Below are 20,819 nucleotides of genomic sequence, written 5' to 3' on the forward strand. Positions count from 1 at the left end.
AAAAACAAAATACCGGAGCCCCCCTGTATTTACAAGGAACTCCGGTATTTTCATCAAAGTAGAATCATGCGGGTAACAGGACTTGAACCTGCACGGTCTCCCACCAGAACCTAAATCTGGCGCGTCTGCCAATTCCGCCATACCCGCTGACAACAACATAGATGATACCATTTGACTGTAAAATTGTCAAGAAAAAGGAGTCATTTTTCCAAGACAAATATAAAACAAAAGCTCATGCAAAGAGATTCCATAAAATTTTCATAGTCAGGCTCCACTCTCATAAAAACTACCGCCACAATTTTACTATTACAGGCTCACTTAAAATAATCAGCACAAACATTTAAACGTATATCTTCTATAATAAGGCTAAGTCTCCTTCATACCGTCACCAATTATCCCAGCACTTTAATAATATCATATTTAATCAAATTCTTTTTACTCAAAGATCGACTTATATAAATCACCCATCTTTTGGACTGAATTAGGATTTAAAGTATTACTGCACATTGGAAAATTAATATTGATTGATAGTTAGTAAGTATGGTGGTATTCTACTCATGAAAGTTATTTATATTTGATGAAAGAAAACAGGTAAATACTATGGTTGAAACAATATATTTTGCAGGTGGCTGTCTATGGGGTGTACAAGCATTTATCAAAACACTAAAAGGTGTTATTAATACTCAAGCAGGACGAGCAAATGGTTATTCAAATACTCTCGAAGGCGGGTATGATGGTTATGCTGAATGCGTAAAAACAGAATTTGACCCTGAAATAGTAACTGTTTCTCAACTAATGGATTATTTTTTTGAGATTATAGATCCTTACAGTGTGAATAAACAAGGTAATGATGTAGGAGAAAAATACCGCACAGGGGTATATAGTAAAGTGCCTCGACATTTGGAAGATGCCAAGAATTATATAACAGAAAGAGCAGATAGGGACAAAATTGCAGTGGAAGTTCTTCCGCTAATGAATTACGTTAAAAGTGCAGATGAACATCAAGATAGGTTAGATAGGTGCCCTAATGACTATTGTCATATTCCTAAAAATTTATTACATAAATATTCATAACTTACTGTTATAAGCATAATATGAAGCTTGTTTTGGGATCAAAAAGGCTGCTGACCTAATATTATGGTCAGCAGCCTAATAATTTCACTGCAGTCACCTGCCGGATACCTAATCCAGAATTGTTTTCCAGTCTCGTTCCGAAAAAGCCTGAAAACACATTTTTATTTGTTCTGCATTGTTCTTTTCCGTAGCAAGGGGCGGTAATTCTTCCAGTGAAAAATACCGGCTGTCTGTAGTCTCATTATTTGCTTTAAATGAACCGCCAAGAACGGAACACTGTATGAAAATTTTACAAACCTTATAGGCATAGGCAGGAAGATTATGTTTTTCTCTGTCCTGCACAGCAATGACTTTTTCGACCTTGACATTGAGACCGGCTTCTTCCATGACTTCTTTTATGATATTCTCTTTTACCGATAAATTCACATCGACCCAGCCTCCTGGCAATGACCATTTTCCATCGGCTTCTTTTACCAGGAGAATCCTGTTGTCCTTAAAAATAGCAGCCCTGGAATCTATCTTGGGAGTTTGATATCCTGTTTCACAACAAAATAAATCTTTGACCTTTTTAACAGGCATTTCTGATTGCCTGCTGATTATTTCAGCCGAAATCTCCCGGATCCTCTCATACCGTTCCTGGTCAAAGCAATCCTTCGTATAATACAGTCCAGCCTGTGCAATTGCCTGCAATTCAACCGCCCATTCAAGCCACTTTTTATCTTCCATAATTCTTTCCTTTCCCAGTCCTTCATAAATAATATATTATCTTACTAACTCATAACTATCAAGATTATCTTTTCAGTCCCTCCGCAGTCACAGCCGGTAAAACAATGGGAAAAACCGCAAAATGGCGGTTACGGAAATATCAGAAAAAGAAGGCTGTTATTACCGCCCCTGTTAACTTTCTCAGCGATCAGCCGAAAGATTAACCAAAGCATACCTGCCACAAAATAAAAGGAAGCATAGATCTAGAAAGGGGCGTCAATATGAATACAAGGACAATCATGATATTTCCAGAGTTTCATAACATGGATGTGATTCAATTCTATAGGGATCAATACGACCCATTATCCGCTCTTGTTAAACCGCATATCACTTTAGTTTTTCCGTTTCAAAGCAACATTAGTAATGATAAATTAAACAGACATTTAAATGATAAGCTTATGAATATCAGACCCTTTGAAATCACTCTCCATGGAGTTTCGAAGCAGCCTGATGAATTTGGGAATTATTTATTTTTAAATATTATAGAAGGAAAGGAACATATTCTTAAAATCCATGAAAGGCTATATTCCGGTGTATTGAGGGAGTATAACAAAGGACAGCCTTATTGTCCCCATTTAACTCTTGGAAATCTGCACTCTATAGAAAAACTGGAAAGGGCTTATTTTGATGTTTCTAAGTGCAATGAGACATTTAGGACCGTGATAAACACAATTTCAGTAGAAATGATTGGATCATTGGAGGAGTCAATTATAATAAGCGAACATAAGCTGTGGAAATAAGCTTCCAAAAGACAGGATTCCTCCTCTCTCTTCTTTTGTTCCTGACCTGATAAAAACACCGAGATTTCTTGTAAATACAAGTCTTCCCGGTGTTTTTGCCTTTTGTGGAAGATCTGCCAATCCATCTCTCATATTTTTTCGTCTGCTGCCATATCATTTAACATGCATATCAGCCCGGCATCACTGCCAGGACAGCCCAATTTCAGACAGCCTCTCTCATTTTGCTTAATACATGATTGCTGCTGTCAGTAACAGCAAGGAGATTTAACTGTGAAAAAAGTTTTGGATAACAATTATTATGATTTAATCATTACCAATCCAGTGGTTTCAGCTCCCAGTGATGATAACATTACCTATTTAAATAACCGGCATTCCTTGCTGCATGTCCCGACTGTAGACATAAACACCTGCGATCTGGTAAATTATCCCTATCACACTTTTCCGGCTATATATACCCCCACTTCTACAGTCAGTCTTGAGCAGACCGGTATTGGGGAGGTGCAGCGAAATCCTGCCTTAGCTCTGTTCGGACAGGGCGTAATTGTTGTAGTCATTGATACAGGTATTGATTACCAGCATCCTGCTTTCCGCAACAGCGATGGTTCGACCCGTATCCTCACCATATGGGACCAGACTCAGCAGGAGGGTACTCCACCTGATACGTTTACCTTTGGTACGGAATACAGCCGGGATACAATCAATGCTGCATTGAATTCTGAAGACCCCTTATCCGTTGTGCCAACAACAGACACCAACGGACACGGAACAGCCATTGCAAGCGTTATCGCCGGTACTCCCAATATACTGGAAGCCTTTAGCGGGGTAGTCCCTCAATCTGACCTGGTGATCGTAAAGCTGAAGGAAGCAAAACAAAATCTAAGAAAATTTTATTTTATTCCCGATGATGCTTTATGCTTTCAGGAATCCGATCTTATGCTCGGCTTTCGTTATTCCCTTACCATTCAGGAAAGATTTAACCGCCCTGTGGTCACCTGCTTTGCCGTTGGGAGCAACCAGGGAGGCCATGACGGGAGAGGCGCTCTAAGCGGTTACCTAAATGACCTGTCAATTCAGCCCGGTATCGGCATATCCGTCTCTGCCGGTAATGAGGGAAATAGCCAAAGACATTATTTTAATTCCACCTTATTAGAGCCTTATTACAATGATTTCGAATTGAGAATAGGGGAAAATGATAAAATGTTTGGCATGGAAATCTGGTCATATTCTCTTGCACGGCTTTCTATTGACATTTCCTCACCAAACAGGGAATCCACCCAACAGGTTTATCCTGCCATCGGCGACTGCAGAACATTCAACTTTGTATTCACTCCTACTACACTTTATATCAACAACTATCTGTTTGAAGAGGAAACCGGAGACCAGATGATCCTGGTCCGCTTTCAGGACACCACTCCCGGAATCTGGCGTATACGGATAAGGAGTGTAGATAATGAACCTATGTCCTTTCATGCCTGGCTTCCTGCAGACAATCTTATATCCGACCAGACCTTTTTTCTTAATTCCTCTCCGGATACCACCATCACCTCACCTGGAAACGGCAGACGCCAGCTGACTGTTACTGCCTACAACCAGATTAATAATTCAGTTCTCGGTGAATCAAGCAGGGGCTATACAAGAATCGGCCTTGTTAAGCCGGATATTGCAGCTCCCGGTTACCAGCTCACCTGTGCAGTTCCTGGAGGCGGATACGGTTCTGTAACAGGAACAGGCGCTGCTGCTGCCCATGCAGCCGGCATTATTTCCATGGTTTTTGAGTGGGCCATTGTCAGGGACCATTACAACACGATCAACGGCATTGATGTCAGCCGGCTGATTATGAGAGGGGCCACGCGGGCCAGCTCATCCACCTATCCCAATAACATATGGGGATACGGCCAGGTGAATGTGACTAATTTATTCAGGCAGCTTACCAGCATTTAATGGAATGAGAACTATAATTGTCTCTAAAACTAACTTTCTTCCCTATATCCAGAACATTACATAAAAGTAGCTTTACAACTGTTATATAATTTTCTGGGAGGTGATAGTATGAGACACTGGAATAAGAAATACGAAAAAAGCCTGGAGAAAGAATTCAACCGGTTAGAGGCAGCCAGCAGGGAGGTAATCCCTCCTTCTGCTCCTCCCGGAGAATTCGAGAACATCATGGCTGAAATGGAGCGCAGAGGAATAGAACCCAGGATCAGAAAAGAACTTAAAAAAAGGAAATAGGCGGGCCGGGTTTCCGAAAACCCGCCATTTTGATCTATGCATCATATGATAAGGGCCCGGGCAAATCCCAGACCCCTGTCACAAACGGCATACCTTATTCTGTTTTACCAGATTGCTTGATCAGCTGATTAACGTACGTGCTCAGCCCCGCAGCCAGTATTCCCTGGGTAATTGCTGTAAATGCTGCCGTAGCGATCTGCTGGATGGTGTGAACCTCACATATGGACATTACGTAAACACCGCATAAAACAATGCCCACTGCTCCGTTAATCATCGGGATATATTTATCTTTAATCGTCTGGCTTTGCTTGATCCACTGCCCCAGCAGGTAAAGGACCACCGCCACTACAACCAGTTCTGGTTTCACATATTTTATAATTTCTTCCATAATAATCCTTTCCCCACTCAGAAATTTAGCCTTAACCCCTTTAGCCCGGTGATAATCACCTGATTTAATTGATGCTTTCTTTTCCTCAAACGTTCCTGTTCTCCCACCGGATACATGTCCGGCCCATCACAGAAAAGACCTTCAGACTGCCGAAGAAAATCCCCCGCCCAGTCTGAAGGTCCTGATCTTAAAATGTTGTCATCTGTCTAAACATATTTTCCGCATCCAGCCGCCCGTACCCCCATACATTGTTGGGATAAACATACGATGGATCCCGCTTTGCTCCGCGTATCATCAGGCGGTTGACCTGATATCCGGTAACAGCCGTATAGTTTCCTTTATTGTAGGACCATTCCATTACCATGGCCGCGATCCCTGCCGCATGGGCGGCCGCAGCTCCGGTACCGGTAGCGGTTCCATATTGAAAGTCAGGAAGCGCACAGGGAAGCTGGTAGCCGGGAGCCCCAACATCAGGCTTTACCAGCCCCATTCTGGTATATCCTCTGCTTGATTCATTAAGAATATTATCATCCATAGAATTATAGGCCGTAACAGTAAGAGGATGTACTGCATCTCCCTGAGCGGTTATGGTCGTATTCGGATTGGAATCCAGGAAAAAGGTCTCATTTGATATTAAATTTCCAGAAGGCAGCCAGGCATGAAATGAAAAAGCTTCATTCTCAGTGCTTCCAACTCTAAAATACCAGGTTCCGCTGGCTATATTTTGAAAACGTACCAGAATCAGCTGATCACCGGTTCCCTCCTCAAAAATAATATTATTCACCCAGACAGTGCTTCCTACGGATTGAAATTCAATTTTTTTGCATTCTCCAAAGGTCGGATAAATGATCGGTGATGACTCCCAGGTGGGAGCGGTGATCTCTATAAAAAGCCTGGAAGGTATGTATGGCCAGATTTCCATGGAAAGTCCCTTATCATTGGTTCCTACGTTTAACCGGAAGCCGTTTACATAAGGCTCTGACTGAGTACTGTTGAAATAATGCCTTCGGCTGTCTCCTTCGTTCCCGGCAGCAACGGTCACCCCGATTTTGGGCTGCTGTACCAGATAATTCAGATAGACGCTGGAGGCTCCCCTTCCGTCGTGCCCTCCCTGACTGCTTCCAAGAGCAATGCATATGACCAGAGGCCGGTTCAGCCTTTGGGCAGTAGTAACCAGATACCGGATTCCAAGGATGATGTCGGATTCCTGATAGCACAAAGCATTTTCCGGAACAAAGAACAGATTCTTTAAGTTTTCTTTTGCCGTTTTTAATTTTACAACCAGAAGATCCGCATCAGGAACAATACCGCTGAAATTATAAGCATCATTAGGCCGTCCGGCAATGATGCTTGCAATGGCGGTTCCGTGACGTATCGTATCAACCGTGGGAACAATTGCATAAGGATTTTCAGATATCAATGCAAAATTAATCAGCTCTTTGGTATATTCAGCTCCAAAGGTAAACCCCCTTGGAGGTGTACTTCCCACCTGTGTCTGATCCCATATGGATAGAATTCTGGTTGTTCTGTCATTATACTTAAATGCCGGATGGCGGTAATCAATACCGGTATCCACAATACCGATGATTACCCCTCGCCCAATCAGACCAAATCCAGGCGTTCTCTGAACCGCTCCAACGCCGGATTTCTCAATGCTGACCGATGATTCCAGGGTATATAAAGCCGGAAAGGAATGATAGGGATTTGCACCAAGATCACAGGCATCCATCTGATCCTTTGTTATATGCAGCAGGGAATTCATTTCATTCAGCATAGTAATATTATCACCAGTATTATAGGTTGGAACCATGGCATTACTTATGATCAGATCATAATACCGATTATCCAGTATTTTTTCCATTTTGCAGCCTCCTGCCTGTTTCAAATGAAGCATATGATATATTTTATGCAGAAGGGCTTCCAATATGAGCAGAAGAATCCGCCACAATCCCAAGAATAAAATGGCAATAGGGAATTAACACTAGTATTTATATTTTATATTGGGAATTATGATATATTCACAAAATATTAACATATAATCTATAAAAAGTTACTTATTTCTCTTTACTTAATCGATTACTTGCGCTATAATTTATATAACTCTTCTTAGGAGTGCCGTATTTCCCCAATCCTGCGGTGCTCCATTTTTATTTATTCTTTTCACAATTTCTTCACATTTTCATCAAATTCTCAACACATTTCCACCGTATATTAATTCCTGTAAACAGGCCAGAGAGACCTTTTATATACATTTTTTTCATACTTAGCCGACAGGCCCCCCCCCTCCTGCCGGCTTCCTCCATTTTTATAACATCAAAAAACTATTTATAAATCACAAAGTTATTGTATAAAACCACCGAATTCCTTTTCTCCGACTGTCTCCTCTTACTTATTTTCCGGCAGCTGATGCAGATCTTCCTCCTCTTTGACCCCATTGCTCTGTTCCTGTACAGAATCCTCTGCAGCATCATCCAGAGATCCGCCTTCTTCCTCCGACAGATTTTCCTCTGATGCCTCCTCTCCATTTTGTTTCTGGGAACCATCCGTCTCCGTTTCCTCAGCCGGGTTTTTTTCTGTTGGATTATCTTCCGGACTTTCTTCTGCCGGGGTTTCCTCTGCCGGAGTTTCTTTTTCCTGATTCTCCTCCGTTAGATTTTCTTCTTTATTTTCTTCTGTCAGATTTTCTTCTTCATTTTTTTCTGTCAGATTTTCCTCCGCATTTTCTTCTGAGGGCTTATTCCCTTCTTCTCCCTGATTCTCTGCGGTTTCTGCAGCTGGTTTTTCCAGGGCTAATTCCATTACTTCCATAGCCAAACCATTTTCACTTTTCTGAGTTATTACTGTGATTTCATATGGTGCATAATTGGAATACCCTGTATAAATAAGCCTTACCGTATGCTCCCCGGAAGTAAACTTATCTGCGAAAATAGTCAGGCTATAGGGCGAAGTATTTGTATTCATGCTATAATCTGTATTACGGACCAGCTTTTCGCCATCCAGATAAACCGTATTGTAGGAACTGTAGAAATAGTTGAATGTATCAGTGGAAAGCTTCAGGTCTCCATTTTCCATCCACTCATCTTCTATTTTCGGCGCTTTCTGGTAAGGAGTAAAGGTGAGGCTGCAGGAACGGTATCCCGGCACTGAAATTGTCACGGTATAGCTATAGGAATATGACAATGAATCCTTTAACTCGATCGTCAGCTGATCTGCTGAGCTTGCATTAAATCCGGTAACCGTCTGACTGGTGGAAGAACGTTTTACGGAAATGTGGGACTGTTTTAAAGAATCCCACCACTCCTGATCTCCATCAGCAGCGATCAGAACAATTGCGTTTTCCTTATCCAGGGGGCTTCCCATTTCTATTTCCAGCTTTGGTGCCGATTTAGCAGCAATGTACTTTCCAAAGCTCATTTCCACCTTCTGGTAGGTCTCATTATATATAACCAGATGATTCTCTTCTTCCGTGAGCAGGGCAGCAGGAATATAAATCATTTTGCTTCCGCTTGTTGTATAACCTGTGCCCTTCACCAGTTGGGTTCCATTTAAGGATACGGCTGCATTGCCATAAAAGTAGGAATCACTGGTTGACAGCTCCAGACGTTCTTCGTCATAATTCACTGCGCCCGTAACCACAACCGTATTTAAGATCTTCACTTCTGCCTGAGCCGTCCGGTAGCCATTGGCTTTTACTGTGATGATATAAGTTCCGGAATAGGAAAAGTTGCTGGAATTTAAAATCAATTCACCGTCTGTTTTAGTATAACTGGCTGCACTGCCGGAAGAACCGGAGGAGCTTGCCACTGTTATTGAACTGATCTTATCCAGCCATTTGGCTGCTTCTCCTGATACCGTCACCGTTACATCACTTCCCTTTGGCACGGCTTCCGCTTTAAGTGCCGGGGCTTCCAAAGGAGTTATTAAATCTGCGGGAGTTGTACCTTCCAATACAGTCATAGCATAGGAAGAAGCATAAAGCTCAATTTTATATGAAGTTCCGGCTGTAAAGTTATGGGCAAACATTTCGATCCCACGGTCATAGGAAACCGTATAATCAGCGCTTTCTCCTTTTTTCAGCTCCATTCCATTTAAAATTACCTTTGTCACATAGGAACTTAAGTACATGGCATTGGAAGAACTGGTAAGATTCAGACTATAATTTTCTAAGTTCCATTGCTGTGTTACAGCAGGCGGTGCTTTTACGGGAGTAAAGGTTACGGTTACTATATCGTATCCCGGTACTGCGATCTGCATAGTGTAATTATTGTAATAAGACATTGCAGTACTTTTTGCAGTGACCGTAAAGCTGTCGCCTTCTTTTGTAAGAGAAAGACCTGATACGCTTCCATATGATGAATATGTCAGCTTTAGATGTCCGGCTTCCAACGCCTGGAACCACTCCATCTCTTCACTTCCCTCCTGGCAGGAGCCGATGTCAAATACCATAGTGGAAGAACCGTCAATCACTTCTCTCGCTGTAACAGACGCTGCTTTCTTAGGAGTGACAAACCCTGCCGGAGATTCAACCTCAAAGCTGGTATTTTCATACCCATCTGCCTGAATTTCAAAGGTATTTTTCCCGTTTACCAGATAACGGTAAGAAATATAAAGACTATTGATATCATTTTTAAAACTGCCGGTTTCCAGTCGGTTTCCGTTTACAGTGACTGCCTTTACCCGGTCTGCATAGTAAGAAAAGTCCGCTTTTAATCTTAAACGGCTGTTACTGTCCTCCCATGTGGGAGTAAAGTTTGGAGCCTGCTCTACTACAGAAAGAGTACCTTTCACATCATCAAACCCGAAGGAATGAATCGTAACCTCATAAGTCCCGGCGTAATTCATGGGACCGCTGATGGCCTCCACTCCCAGTGTCACAGTTTTTCCATCTGAGGACAAGGTATTGGTTTCCTGATAATAATGGGTCTTGGTTTCACCGTAAGGAATTTCAATTTCAGTAATTGAACGGTACCAGGATTCATTTTCCTCACTTAGCTGTATGACCGCACTCTTTCCTTTCAATGAAGGGGCAATGGTCAGCTCAGGCGGATTGGTATTATCCGTTTTTCCTGTTAACAGCTCAACTTTTGTTCCGTAACCGCCTTTGTCTGTTAAATACTTCACATATCGGGGCAGTTCCTCAGCTTTTTTCCAGGTTCTTGTTTTGAGGTCTTTCGCCTCTGTGCTCAGGGTCAGGTTCTCATTTAACGCAATCAATTTCTCCGAGGACTCCCATTTAGACAGAAACGCCTCTACAGACGAGGTTTCAATTTCCAGACTGTCTGCAATGATATTATTGGCTGCCAAATCAAACAATACGGCGATTGTGGCCGTTTCTTCCTTTCCCTCCAGGCTCGCAGGCGGTGCGGCTGTCGCACTTGCTACCGCATCCGAAGCAAACCTCATAAGGCCGGTTGTTGTCCGGTTATCTTCCTCTATCAGGATATAGCTTTTTTCCACTTTCGGGCTTGGACTCTGCACGTTTGCCAGCGCTTGGACCTCTGAGGTATCTACCGTAGTTGCGGTGGGCTTTATGAAGAGGTCATCACCCTGCCGGATAAATTTCACGTACTGGGTCAGAGGAATGGTTGCCTTTGTAAGTATCACATATGGAATATCTGATGGAAGGGAAAGATCTGCTTCCATAAGCTCTTTCTCCGCCACAGCGCTCTTTCCCCGCTCTCCCAGCGTAATCACAGATACTGTCCATTTCCCGGAGGTTATGGCCAGTGTATGGGTATTTTCATCCGGCAAAGGTATTTTTACAATCCTGCCTGAGGATGTCACAGGAGTAACGGAGGATGTGGCGTCTTTTCCTGCTATGGAATAACGGAATTTTTCCGTACCTCCTGCCTGATCGGAAAACGATATGACTGCATACGGAAGCCCCATAACAGATACGATTCCAGTTTGTTCCAGGATAACAGGACTTTTGTTTTCCCAGGGATTTTCGCCGCCCTCGGTTCCATTATTTCCGGGATTCTCATTTCCTCCTCCAGGTTGATTATTTCCTTCTCCCGGCTGGTTGTTTCCGTTCTCCCCTGTATTGTTATTACGTGAGGTTTTGTCATCTGAACTGCTGTCATCGTGGTTATTCCGCGATGAACCGCCGTTCCATGCCCCGCTGCCGTCCACATAGTATCCATCGGGCGTGTAACCATTTACGATTGCCTCCCCCGACTTCTTGTCAAGATAATACCACTTCCCATTGATCTCTTTCCAGCCGGAAGCCATGGAACCGTCCGAGTCCAGGTAATACCACTTCCCATTGATCTCCTTCCAGCCGGAAGCCATGGAACCATCTGACTCCAGGTAATACCACTTCTGGTCCGTGTCCTGGTACCATCCAGTTCTCATGATTCCGTTCTCATCAAAATGATACCATTTGCCGTCATCTGTTTTCAGCCACGAATTCCTCTGCTCCCGGCCATCCTCCAGAATATAGCACCACCGGTCTTCATTTTGCCTCCACTCCCCCGCAAACGGCTGGATAGTAAATACCAGGTTCATGGCAGTCAGAACCGCCAGTAATTTAACCTTATTTCTATTTCTCATATATTCCTCCTTGCATATAATCGAGGTTAGTTATGACTAACCAGCGTATTATAAAATATTCCCAATCATTGGGCAAGCGGCTAAACGAGAAAAATCTTCAACTGGTGTCCAGTGATAATTTATCACCATTAAAAAAAGCAGGAAAACAACTAAGCGGTTTTCCTGCCTGAAAATTTACTTTACCCTTTAATTCCTGTGGAAGCAATTCCTTCCACCAAATATTTCTGCATGGTTAAGAAAATTATAAAAATAGGAATCAGGGAAAAGGTTGCCATTGCAAACATTGCGCCCCAGTCAGAACCGGCTGTTGGATCAGAAAACATTTTAAGCGCATAGCTGACCGGATATTTCAGAGGGTCGCTTAAGAAAAGGAGGGCCGTCATGAAATCATCCCATCTCCACATAAAGGAGAAGATGGCACTGGTCACCAGAGAAGGCTTAACGAGAGGAAGGATGATCCTTATGAATATGGAGTATATGGTGCATCCATCCATTCTGGCAGCCTCATCTAAATCAATGGGGATTCCCTTTATGAACTGCACATTTAAGAAAATGAAAAAGCCCTGGCCAAAAAACTGAGGTACAATGATGGGAAGATAGCTTCCCACCCATCCCATTTTGTTAAAAATGATATACTGGGGAATCATAATGATCTGGAACGGAAGCATCATGGCAAGCAGCATACATGCGAACCAGAAATTTTTAAACTTGAAATCAATACGGGCAAATCCATAGCCTACAATGGCGGAAGAAACGACCGCCCCAACAGTGGAAAGACCTGCAATGATAAAGGAATTTTTAAAAAATGTGCCAAAACGGTAGCCGGCAAACCCCTGCCAGCCTATGCGATAGTTCTCAAGGGAAAATTTATCAGGCAGCAGTTTGGCAGCAGTCCGGAATATTTCATTGGAGTTCTTAAAGGAACTCATCACCATCCACACAAGGGGATATATCATAACACATGCCAGCAGAAAGGTGAACACATGATAAACCACTGTAGCGGCTATTCTTCTTTCTTTGTATCCTGTTTTCATATTTTGTCTCCTAATAAATCAAACGGATATGCTTGCATATCCAGTTGATACCCGATAAAACGGGGCACGCTGTTCATAAACTCAAGGTTGAAAGGCGTTTTTCTTTCAACCTTGTCACCCTTCTGATTCATAATATACCCATTTCTTCTGTGTCTTGAAAAGTACAAAGGTCAAAAGCCCAACAACGAACACCATGAACCATGCCATTGCACAGCCGTAGCCCAGCTTATTATACGTAAAGGAATTCTGGTACATGTATACTGTATAAAACAGTGTGGTATCCCTGGGTTTTCCCTGGGTAATAATATAGCTTTGGGTAAATGCCATGAAGCCGTTGATCAGCTGGTTAATGAGGTTAAAGAAAATCGTCGGTGTCAGCATTGGAATCGTGATCTTAAAGAAACGCTGAAAACTATTTGCACCATCTACGGTAGCCGCCTCATAAAGACTTATGGGAATCTGCTTTAAACCGGATAAAAATATGAGCATGGAAGAACCGAACTGCCAGACAGCAAGGATAATCAGGGTCCAGATCGCGGTATCCGCTCTTCCCAGCCATGCAATGTCGGAGGGCAGACCAACGATCTTTAAAATTGCATTAATCACACCGTCACTGGCAAACAGCCGCTTCCAGAGAATGGCAACAGCCACACTGGAGCCAATGATAGAAGGAAGATAATAAACAGCTCTGTAAAAACCGGACAATCTGGTGCTTTTCACAAGCAGCATGGCTACAAGTAAAGCCATGAGAAGCCGGAGGGGAACCGAAAACAGAACATAGTACATGGTCACGCCAAATACTTTCCAGAATTTTGGATCCGCTGTAAACATGGTTTTGTAATTTTCCAGACCTATAAAAACCGGCGATTTTAAAATATTGTATCTGGTAAACGAAAACCCTAAAGAAAAAATCATCGGAACGGCCAGAAAGGCAAGAAAGCCTATGATGAAGGGCAGGATAAATACATATCCTGCAACCTTCGGTGTGTTCATTACCTGGGAAAATGATTTTTTTCTTTTGGGGATCATTTGATTGTTCTTCATCTTATTCCCTCCAGACTTTTCTGTCACTATTTCGCTGCTTCTTCCAAAATCTTTTTCGCTTCAGGCACAAAGCTGGCTGCCGCTTCCTCAGCGGTTGTATCACCATAGCGGATTGCTTCTACCACGCTCTTTGTCAATGCCTCCACTTCGCCCTTTCCGGTCGGATCTGGAGCATCAATCGGAACCGCAATCTCTGAAACCCTTGCAACGTAGTCAAATATCTTCTGCGCAACAGCATCTACCTTTGGCTTAATCGCATCCGCTACCTCAGTATTAACCGGGATTCCTCTTTCTGCCATAAGGATTTCATTACATTCCACGCTGTTGGTGAACCAGTCAATGAACTTTGCAGCTTCCTCTTTATTCCCCGAAGTTTCAGCAATGGAGAAGAACTGGCTTGGCTTTAAATACATATTCTGCTTACCGTTTGTCAGAATCGGGTTCATAGTTACTTCTAACTCTCTTCCGGCTGCGTTTGAAAGGCTGATAAACTGATTGGAATATGGGAAGTCATTCCATGTGGTTTCATCCACGATCGGCTTTGTTTCAATGTTATCCGGATTCTTTTCAACCAGAATATCTGGCGCAATAGAAAATTCTGCTTTCTGGAATTTCTCCACATTGGCAAAATGTATCATGGTAGAATCTTCTTTACCCTCAGTTAACTCATCGAAGATATGGGAACCATTGGTTCTTGCCGTCATCTGCAGCATGTTGATCCAGCCGTCATAAACGGTTTTTACTCCTGTTTTCTCGTAAATGGTCTTGGAAATATCATATAGCTCATCAAAGGTCATCTGCTCAGGAATGGTCACTCCGGCTTTTTCTATAATGGCCTTATCATAAACCATTAAAGGAGCATTGCTTCCAAGGCTTAAAGCATAGCATTTTCCATCGATAGAACCGCTCTCAATGATGCTTGCCGGAATCTTTGAAGTATCAATGACACCTGCGGACATAAATTCGGATAAATCAGCCAGCTGTCCGCTCTTCTGGTACTGGTTTAAGTAGGAATAGTCCATCTGAATGATATCCGGTAAGTTGCCGCCGGCTGCCATAGCAGAAAGCTTGTCCCAGTAACCGCCCCAGTCGGTAAACTCAACCTTGATCTCCACATTTGGATTTTTACTCATGTATAAATCCGCAGCTTTTTTTGTTACGTCATTTCTGGTCTGATTGCCCCACCAGCAAATGTTTAAGGTCACCTTATCCCCTGAAGCTGTCTGTGCTCCGTCATCTGACTTTATGGATGATGCCTCTGTTGCAGCAGCCTCAGTCGTTGCTGTACCCACCTTTTCTGTCTTGGAACCACAGGCGGTCAAAGATGTTGCTGCAAGCAATGCAGCAAGTGATGTTGCTAATAATCTCTTTCTCACTTGTAAAACCTCCCTTTGTTTTTTTGTGTTATCCACATTTTATGGCAAATATGCACAAGGGTAAAGTTAAAATTCGGCTTTTTATGATTAAAAAAACAGCTTTTTGTGATTTTAAGCGGTTTTACAATTTCTTTTTTTACTTTTTTACTATATAATACGATTACTCGGGAAAGGATATGTGATTATGAAACGATGTACTGTATGGTTTAACAACCTGTCTTTATACAAAAAAATGCTGACCATTTTCCTGCTGGCCCTGCTGGCGCTTTGCATTACCTTCCTTATCGGCATCAGGATTCTCACCTTACGCTATAATGAGGAGCTGTACCGTACCAATGCCAATTCCTTAAATCATGTAACCACTTATCTGGAATCGGAAATGCAGTTGATCCAAAGCATATCATACAACATGATCGGTGATCCCATTCTTCAGGATAATCTGGTATTTTTAGCTGATAATCCTTACAACAACCGCCGGTCCCTGGCGCGCCGGAATATTTACCAGCAGCTTTATTCCTATGTTTACCGAAGCAAATATATAAAATCCATTAACATTATCCTGGCTGACGGAACCAATATCTGTATGGGAAGCTCTGACGAGATCCTTAAATTCAACCTGAAGGAGCTTAACGGAATAACCAGCAGCCTAAAAGGAAAAGCCATCTGGGCTCCTGCCATGGAACCGGGAGATGATACGGTATGTGCCAGGCAGATATTAAAACTTAAATATTTAAACCTGAAAAAGCTGGCCGGCCTCTACATTACGGTGGACATGGAACGAATGATTGAGGACGGCTTAAAAAGTGCCGGAAGCCTTGTAGAAGACTCCAATTTCATCCTGATGTCAGGGGAAAAGAGGATTTACCCTGCAACTGCCTTTCACGATGGATACTGCGCGGAAATCATTGCCGGCAACAAACAGCGTGAAAACACCTACCGTATTTCCGCACTGGACAATAAAAAGGAATTTATCATTACCGGTCATATCCCCTATGTGGACTGGAATTATATTTATTTCAGGGATTACGATCCGCTGTTTTACAGAATTCAGCTTATGAGCCTTCAGATCCTTGTATTTACTGTCTTTATCATTTTCATTACTGCAACTTATGTGAACCTGATTTTCCGTCATATTTTCCGCCACCTGGACTATCTGATTGAAAAGATCCGGAAGTTTGGAAGCGGGAAGTCCCCTGCCTGTAATGTGGAATGCTATGACTATGAAAACCGCCAGGATGAAATCGGACAGCTTCACCGGAGCTTTGATGAAATGACCCACAGCGTCAAGGTCCTGCGGGATGAAAATTATGACAAGCAGCTTCTTCTGAGAGATTCCACCATTAAGATGCTCCAGCAGCAGATCAATCCACACTTTTTATATAATACTCTGGATACGATCAACTGGATGGCGCAGAAATACGGGGCCGAAGATATCTCTGTTATGGTACGTTCCCTTGGAAACCTGTTCCGGGCCTCCATTGCCGGACAAAAAGACATCATACCTCTTGAAGATGAGCTGGAGGTGCTGGATAATTACATCCGCATTCAGGAAATACGTTTTAAGGACAGGCTTCACTTTGAGCTTAAAATACCGGAAAACATTTCCCATATTTTCGTTCCAAAGCTCTGTATTCAGCCCCTGGTTGAAAACGCCTTAAAGCACGCCATGGAGGATACTGATGAGATGTGCATGATACGGGTCGTCATTGAGGAAATGGAGAAAGACTATGAGATCCGGGTATCCAACACCGGCTCCCGGTTCGAACCGGATCTTTTAGAAAAAATCCGGCATAAGGAGATCAAACCACAAGGCTCCGGTGTGGGCCTGACCAACATTCATTCCCGGCTAAAGCTGCTTTATGGAGAACATTATGGCCTGACATTTTATAATGAAAAAGAAATGGCAGTGGTAATGCTGTCCATTCCTAAGGAAGGGGAGATTTGATATGCTGAGACTGATGATTGTAGATGATGAACAGATTATAAGAGAGGCTCTTTCCCAGATGATCGACTATGAGTCCATGGGCTATGAGCTCATTGCCACTGCGAAAAATGGAATGGAAGCCTACGATATCATCTGCGACGATTATCCGGATGTGGTGATTACAGATATCCGGATGCCCATCCTAAACGGTCTGAATTTAATTGAACGTTCCATAAAATCAGATTCCCATATCACCTTTATTCTTCTTTCCGGCTACAATGATTTTGAATATGCCAAACAGGCCATGAAATACGGGGTACGGTATTATCTTTTAAAACCAACAGATAAAAATGAGCTGATCGAATCTCTGGTCTCCATAAGAAAGGAACGCCTCGAGGAGGAAGAAAGCAGGAAGATGCAGCAGCAGGATTTCTTAAGAGGCCTGCATTTTCCCCTGGAGCAGAGCTTTATTATGGAAGCACTGGAGCACCAGGATTCCTTTTCAGCCGTATTCCGCAAATACCAGGGACTTTTATCCCTTCCAAAGAACTGCATTTATGCCTGTATCTGTTCCTTTGTGGAGGAAAGCTATTTAAAAAGCTTTATCTGTGACGTCAGAAAGCTTTTAGAGGATTCCAAGGTTCCCATACAGTTTTCCATACTTTATGTAAAAAACACTGCGGTCCTTATATTCCCGGCCTTTACTCTGGCAATCCAGGAACGGATCGAAAACGCCATAACCAGTCTCCGGTATCCCGGCCAGTCCGTCACCTTTGAAGCGGAATTTCTTCACAGGGCTTCCGCTGAAAAGCTTTTTCAGGAAATCATTCAAAAGGTTTCCCGTTTTGAGCGGATCCTTCTCATCGGGGAGGGTGGAGATGCCCACGAAATCAGAAATCACATTGCTTCCCCCTGGATGATCAGCCGGCTTGAGGACTCCATAACCTCTGCCGTGGATACCATACAGGCCGGGGAACTCCTTGATTCTGTTTTTATGGACTCCATCCCCTTACCCACTGCAAGAAACCTTGCATTAGGCTTATTCCTTCAGACAGGGCCGGAACGGGAAAAGCTCCCTGTGGATGCTGCCTGTGACTTTTTCCGGCGTCTCTACTCCTGTGATACTGTGTCCGGAATCCGGGAACTTCTTCGTGTGGTGCTGGTCCGCAAGGACGCCGTATGCGAAGCTCATAAGGCGAGATCCAATATCTCCCTGTTAAAAGCCTATATCAGGGAACATTTATACTCTGAAAATCTTTCCTTAAAGTGGCTGGCTGAAAATTATCTTTTCGTAAGTGTAGGATACTTAAGCAAGCAATTCGTAAAGGAAGAGGGGATGCGTTTTTCCGACTACTTAAACAAGGAGCGGATGGAGGAAGCAATCCGGCTGATGACTTATTACCACAGTGATAACATAAAGCACATTGCCCGCCAGGTAGGATTTGGCAGCAATCCTCAATATTTCAGTCAGATATTTAAGCGGTATACCGGCTTTCCGCCGACCGAATATATAGAAAAGCAGAAAAATAAACTTTAATCAAACACGGAAAAGGAGAAAGTGCAATGATGACAAATGAGCTGCTGCTTGAAAAGATCCATTTGGTTGTGGATAAACTGATGAAACTTGGAGGATATGACTATAACAAAGACAAGAACGTCAGCAGCACTGACACAAAAAAAGGACTCATCCAAAGGGATTTCGGCATAGAGGAATGGGACTGGCCCCAGGGAGTCGGACTGTATGGCTTATACAAGCTCCAGGAGTTTTACGGAGATGGCCGGTATCTCCTATTCTTTGAGAAGTGGTACAGCGGCCATCTAAAGAAGGGACTTCCTTCCAAAAACATCAATACTACCGCTCCCTTTCTTCCCTTGTCCTTTTTATATGAAAGCCTTGGCAATCCGGAGGAATTTTACAACCTGTGCGCTCAGAGGGCGGACTGGCTCATCAATGACCTGCCAAAAACCCCTGACAACGGATTCCAGCATGTGACCAGTGCCATCGGAAACCGGGATGGCGTAAGTTTAAATGATGGACAGATCTGGGTGGACACTCTGTTCATGTCCGTGCTCTTTTTAAACCGAATGGGATACATATCAGAAAATGCTCTTTGGAAAGACGAGGCCCTTCATCAGTTCCTGGTCCATATCAAATATCTCTTTGACAAACAGACCGGTCTCTTCCATCACGGCTTTAGTTTTGATCGGATGGATAATTTCGGGGGCATCTTCTGGTGCAGAGGAAATTCCTGGTTTACCTACGGGATCATGGAATACTTGGATACCTGCGGGGAAGGCTTAGACAAAGGAGTAAAGGCTTTCCTGACCGACACCTTCAAATCCCAGGCTTTTGCCCTTTTACGCCTTCAGTCCCCATCAGGACTGTGGAACACCGTTCTAACCTACGCTTCCAGCTACGGTGAAGTCTCCGGCTCTGCAGCCATTGCCGCCGGGCTGTTAAGGGGTGTGAAGGCAGGAATCCTTGACAGTTCTTACAAGGCTTCTGCTGACCGGGCCATTGAAGCCATCTGCGCCAATATCTCCGAAGACGGAACCGTGTTAAACGTATCGGCCGGAACCGGAATCGGCATGGATTCCGATCATTATAAGAACATTGCACTCATGCCCATGGCCTATGGGCAGGCTCTTACCCTGACCGCTTTGTACGAGGCTCTGGATAAGAAATAACCATAGGGCAGCGCTGACCCGAAAGGAAAGAAGGAACATGGCTATGCTCTGGCCCTGTTCCTTCTTTTTATGCCTTTCTATAAATTCTCTCAGATACCGCTTAAACCACCGGGCCCTCCCCTGCCTTTCTGTATTTTAAAGGCGTCACATCCGTATGCTTTTTAAATACCCGTTCAAAATAGGTAATACTTTCAAATCCAAGAATTTCCGATATTTCCGTAATGGAATACCCGCTGTTTGCCAGAAGCTCTTTCGCCTTTCTCACTCTTGCCAGGTTCCGGTATTCATTTACGGAAAATCCGGTCACTTCCCGGAAAATTCTGCTTAAATAGGATTTGCTGATAAAAAAAGCCTCTGCCAGCTCCTCTAAGCTCTCTCCTGTCTCACAGTGAAGTGTTAAATATTCCGCCACCTCATGCACCTTTCCATGCTTTGCAGTCTGTACCGTCGGCGGTATCTCCTTAAGTATGGTTTTCTTCCTGTTTCGGTAGACCATTAATAAAATCTGGGAAAGCTTAAGCCTTACCATTGTCTCATACCGCTCTTTCCTGTGGATCAGCTCCTCGGAGATCCCAAGCAAAAGTTCCTTCATTTCTTCCCATTCTCCCTGGGACAGCCTGGCCACCCCATAATAATCTCCAAACAGCTTCTCAAGGGAAGAGACTCCTGCCTGCTTAAGCCATGGTTCCAAAACCCTCCCGCTTAGCTGGAGAAGAATCCTGTCATGCCTTTTGCTTCCAGCCTGGCTTGTTTTATGAACCTGTTCCCGGTTTACCAAAACTACATCCCCTGTTTTCACATAATAGGTTTCTTTCTCTATGAAATAGTAACGTTCTCCTTCCAGAAGAAAATAAAGCTCATAGGTATCATGAAAATGCTTCCTGGTCATGGAATATTCCTGGTCCCGGACCACCTCATCAATGGTGATTCCCTCCATGCTCTCCGAAAATATGGTTCTTTCCATTCCAGCCTCCAACATAGTAGCCAAAAGTATGATTTTAT

Annotated in this window: 15 protein-coding genes and 1 tRNA gene; 7 read left to right on the forward strand and 9 right to left on the reverse strand. The window is 43.4% G+C overall.

Annotation, left to right across the window (positions count from 1 at the left end; genetic code table 11):
- Positions 1-67 precede the first annotated feature (67 nt).
- A tRNA-Leu gene (locus tag ABFV83_RS13580) sits at positions 68-147 on the reverse strand.
- Positions 148-600: 453 nt separating this feature from the next.
- Here ABFV83_RS13580 and ABFV83_RS13585 point away from each other — a divergent pair.
- Positions 601-1,074, forward strand: a complete 474-nt coding sequence (locus ABFV83_RS13585; protein ID WP_349944539.1) for a peptide-methionine (S)-S-oxide reductase — start codon at positions 601-603, stop codon at positions 1,072-1,074.
- Positions 1,075-1,182: 108 nt separating this feature from the next.
- On the opposite strand, the gene ABFV83_RS13590 is transcribed toward ABFV83_RS13585, so the two are convergent.
- Positions 1,183-1,803 (reverse strand): NUDIX hydrolase, encoded by a 621-nt coding sequence (locus ABFV83_RS13590; protein WP_349948922.1) that lies wholly within the window; start codon positions 1,801-1,803, stop codon positions 1,183-1,185.
- Positions 1,804-2,060: 257 nt separating this feature from the next.
- Between ABFV83_RS13590 and ABFV83_RS13595 the strand changes: the two genes are divergently transcribed.
- From ABFV83_RS13595 to ABFV83_RS13605, 3 genes are all read left to right on the forward strand, one after another.
- Positions 2,061-2,579, forward strand: a complete 519-nt coding sequence (locus tag ABFV83_RS13595) for a 2'-5' RNA ligase family protein (RefSeq protein ID WP_349944540.1) — start codon at positions 2,061-2,063, stop codon at positions 2,577-2,579.
- Positions 2,580-2,849: 270 nt separating this feature from the next.
- Positions 2,850-4,520 carry a S8 family peptidase gene (locus ABFV83_RS13600; RefSeq protein ID WP_349944542.1) on the forward strand — a complete coding sequence of 557 codons (1,671 nt, stop codon included), beginning with the start codon at positions 2,850-2,852 and terminating at the stop codon, positions 4,518-4,520.
- 108 nt (positions 4,521-4,628) lie between these two features.
- Complete coding sequence (locus tag ABFV83_RS13605) at positions 4,629-4,811, forward strand: hypothetical protein (protein WP_349944544.1); 183 nt, start codon at positions 4,629-4,631, stop codon at positions 4,809-4,811.
- A gap of 94 nt (positions 4,812-4,905) precedes the next feature.
- Here ABFV83_RS13605 and ABFV83_RS13610 read toward each other — a convergent pair whose 3' ends face one another.
- The 6 genes from ABFV83_RS13610 to ABFV83_RS13635 form a co-directional block, all read right to left on the reverse strand.
- Positions 4,906-5,199: a phage holin family protein gene (locus ABFV83_RS13610; protein ID WP_349944546.1), complete on the reverse strand. Its 294-nt coding sequence runs from the start codon at positions 5,197-5,199 to the stop codon at positions 4,906-4,908.
- A 187-nt stretch (positions 5,200-5,386) separates the two neighbouring features.
- The gene (locus ABFV83_RS13615) at positions 5,387-7,060 is read right to left on the reverse strand and encodes a S8 family peptidase (protein WP_349944547.1); all 1,674 of its coding nucleotides are present in this window, start codon (positions 7,058-7,060) and stop codon (positions 5,387-5,389) included.
- Positions 7,061-7,584: 524 nt separating this feature from the next.
- Positions 7,585-11,751: a hemoblobin-interacting domain-containing protein gene (locus ABFV83_RS13620; protein ID WP_349944549.1), complete on the reverse strand. Its 4,167-nt coding sequence runs from the start codon at positions 11,749-11,751 to the stop codon at positions 7,585-7,587.
- Positions 11,752-11,930: 179 nt separating this feature from the next.
- Positions 11,931-12,785, reverse strand: coding sequence for a carbohydrate ABC transporter permease (locus ABFV83_RS13625; protein ID WP_349944551.1), 855 nt, complete (start codon positions 12,783-12,785; stop codon positions 11,931-11,933).
- A 114-nt stretch (positions 12,786-12,899) separates the two neighbouring features.
- On the reverse strand, positions 12,900-13,814 hold the full coding sequence (locus tag ABFV83_RS13630) for a sugar ABC transporter permease (protein ID WP_349948923.1): 915 nt from the start codon (positions 13,812-13,814) through the stop codon (positions 12,900-12,902).
- A 41-nt stretch (positions 13,815-13,855) separates the two neighbouring features.
- Complete coding sequence (locus tag ABFV83_RS13635) at positions 13,856-15,205, reverse strand: ABC transporter substrate-binding protein (protein WP_349944552.1); 1,350 nt, start codon at positions 15,203-15,205, stop codon at positions 13,856-13,858.
- A 184-nt stretch (positions 15,206-15,389) separates the two neighbouring features.
- On the opposite strand from ABFV83_RS13635, the gene ABFV83_RS13640 reads away from it, so the two are divergent.
- The 3 genes from ABFV83_RS13640 to ABFV83_RS13650 are packed head-to-tail and all read left to right on the forward strand — an operon-like array spanning position 15,390 to position 19,817.
- On the forward strand, positions 15,390-17,150 hold the full coding sequence (locus ABFV83_RS13640) for a sensor histidine kinase (protein ID WP_349944553.1): 1,761 nt from the start codon (positions 15,390-15,392) through the stop codon (positions 17,148-17,150).
- Between the two features lies 1 nt (position 17,151).
- Entirely contained in the window at positions 17,152-18,666 is a 1,515-nt protein-coding gene (locus ABFV83_RS13645) for a response regulator (RefSeq protein WP_349944555.1), read from the forward strand.
- A 26-nt stretch (positions 18,667-18,692) separates the two neighbouring features.
- The gene (locus ABFV83_RS13650; protein WP_349944556.1) at positions 18,693-19,817 is read left to right on the forward strand and encodes a glycoside hydrolase family 88 protein; all 1,125 of its coding nucleotides are present in this window, start codon (positions 18,693-18,695) and stop codon (positions 19,815-19,817) included.
- A 100-nt stretch (positions 19,818-19,917) separates the two neighbouring features.
- Here the strand turns inward: ABFV83_RS13650 and ABFV83_RS13655 are convergent, their stop codons facing one another.
- Positions 19,918-20,781, reverse strand: coding sequence for an AraC family transcriptional regulator (locus ABFV83_RS13655; RefSeq protein ID WP_349944558.1), 864 nt, complete (start codon positions 20,779-20,781; stop codon positions 19,918-19,920).
- Between the last annotated feature and the right edge of the window lie 38 nt (positions 20,782-20,819).

It is taken from the genome of Lacrimispora sp. BS-2 (genome assembly GCF_040207125.1).
Classification (GTDB): Bacteria; Bacillota; Clostridia; order Lachnospirales; family Lachnospiraceae; genus Lacrimispora.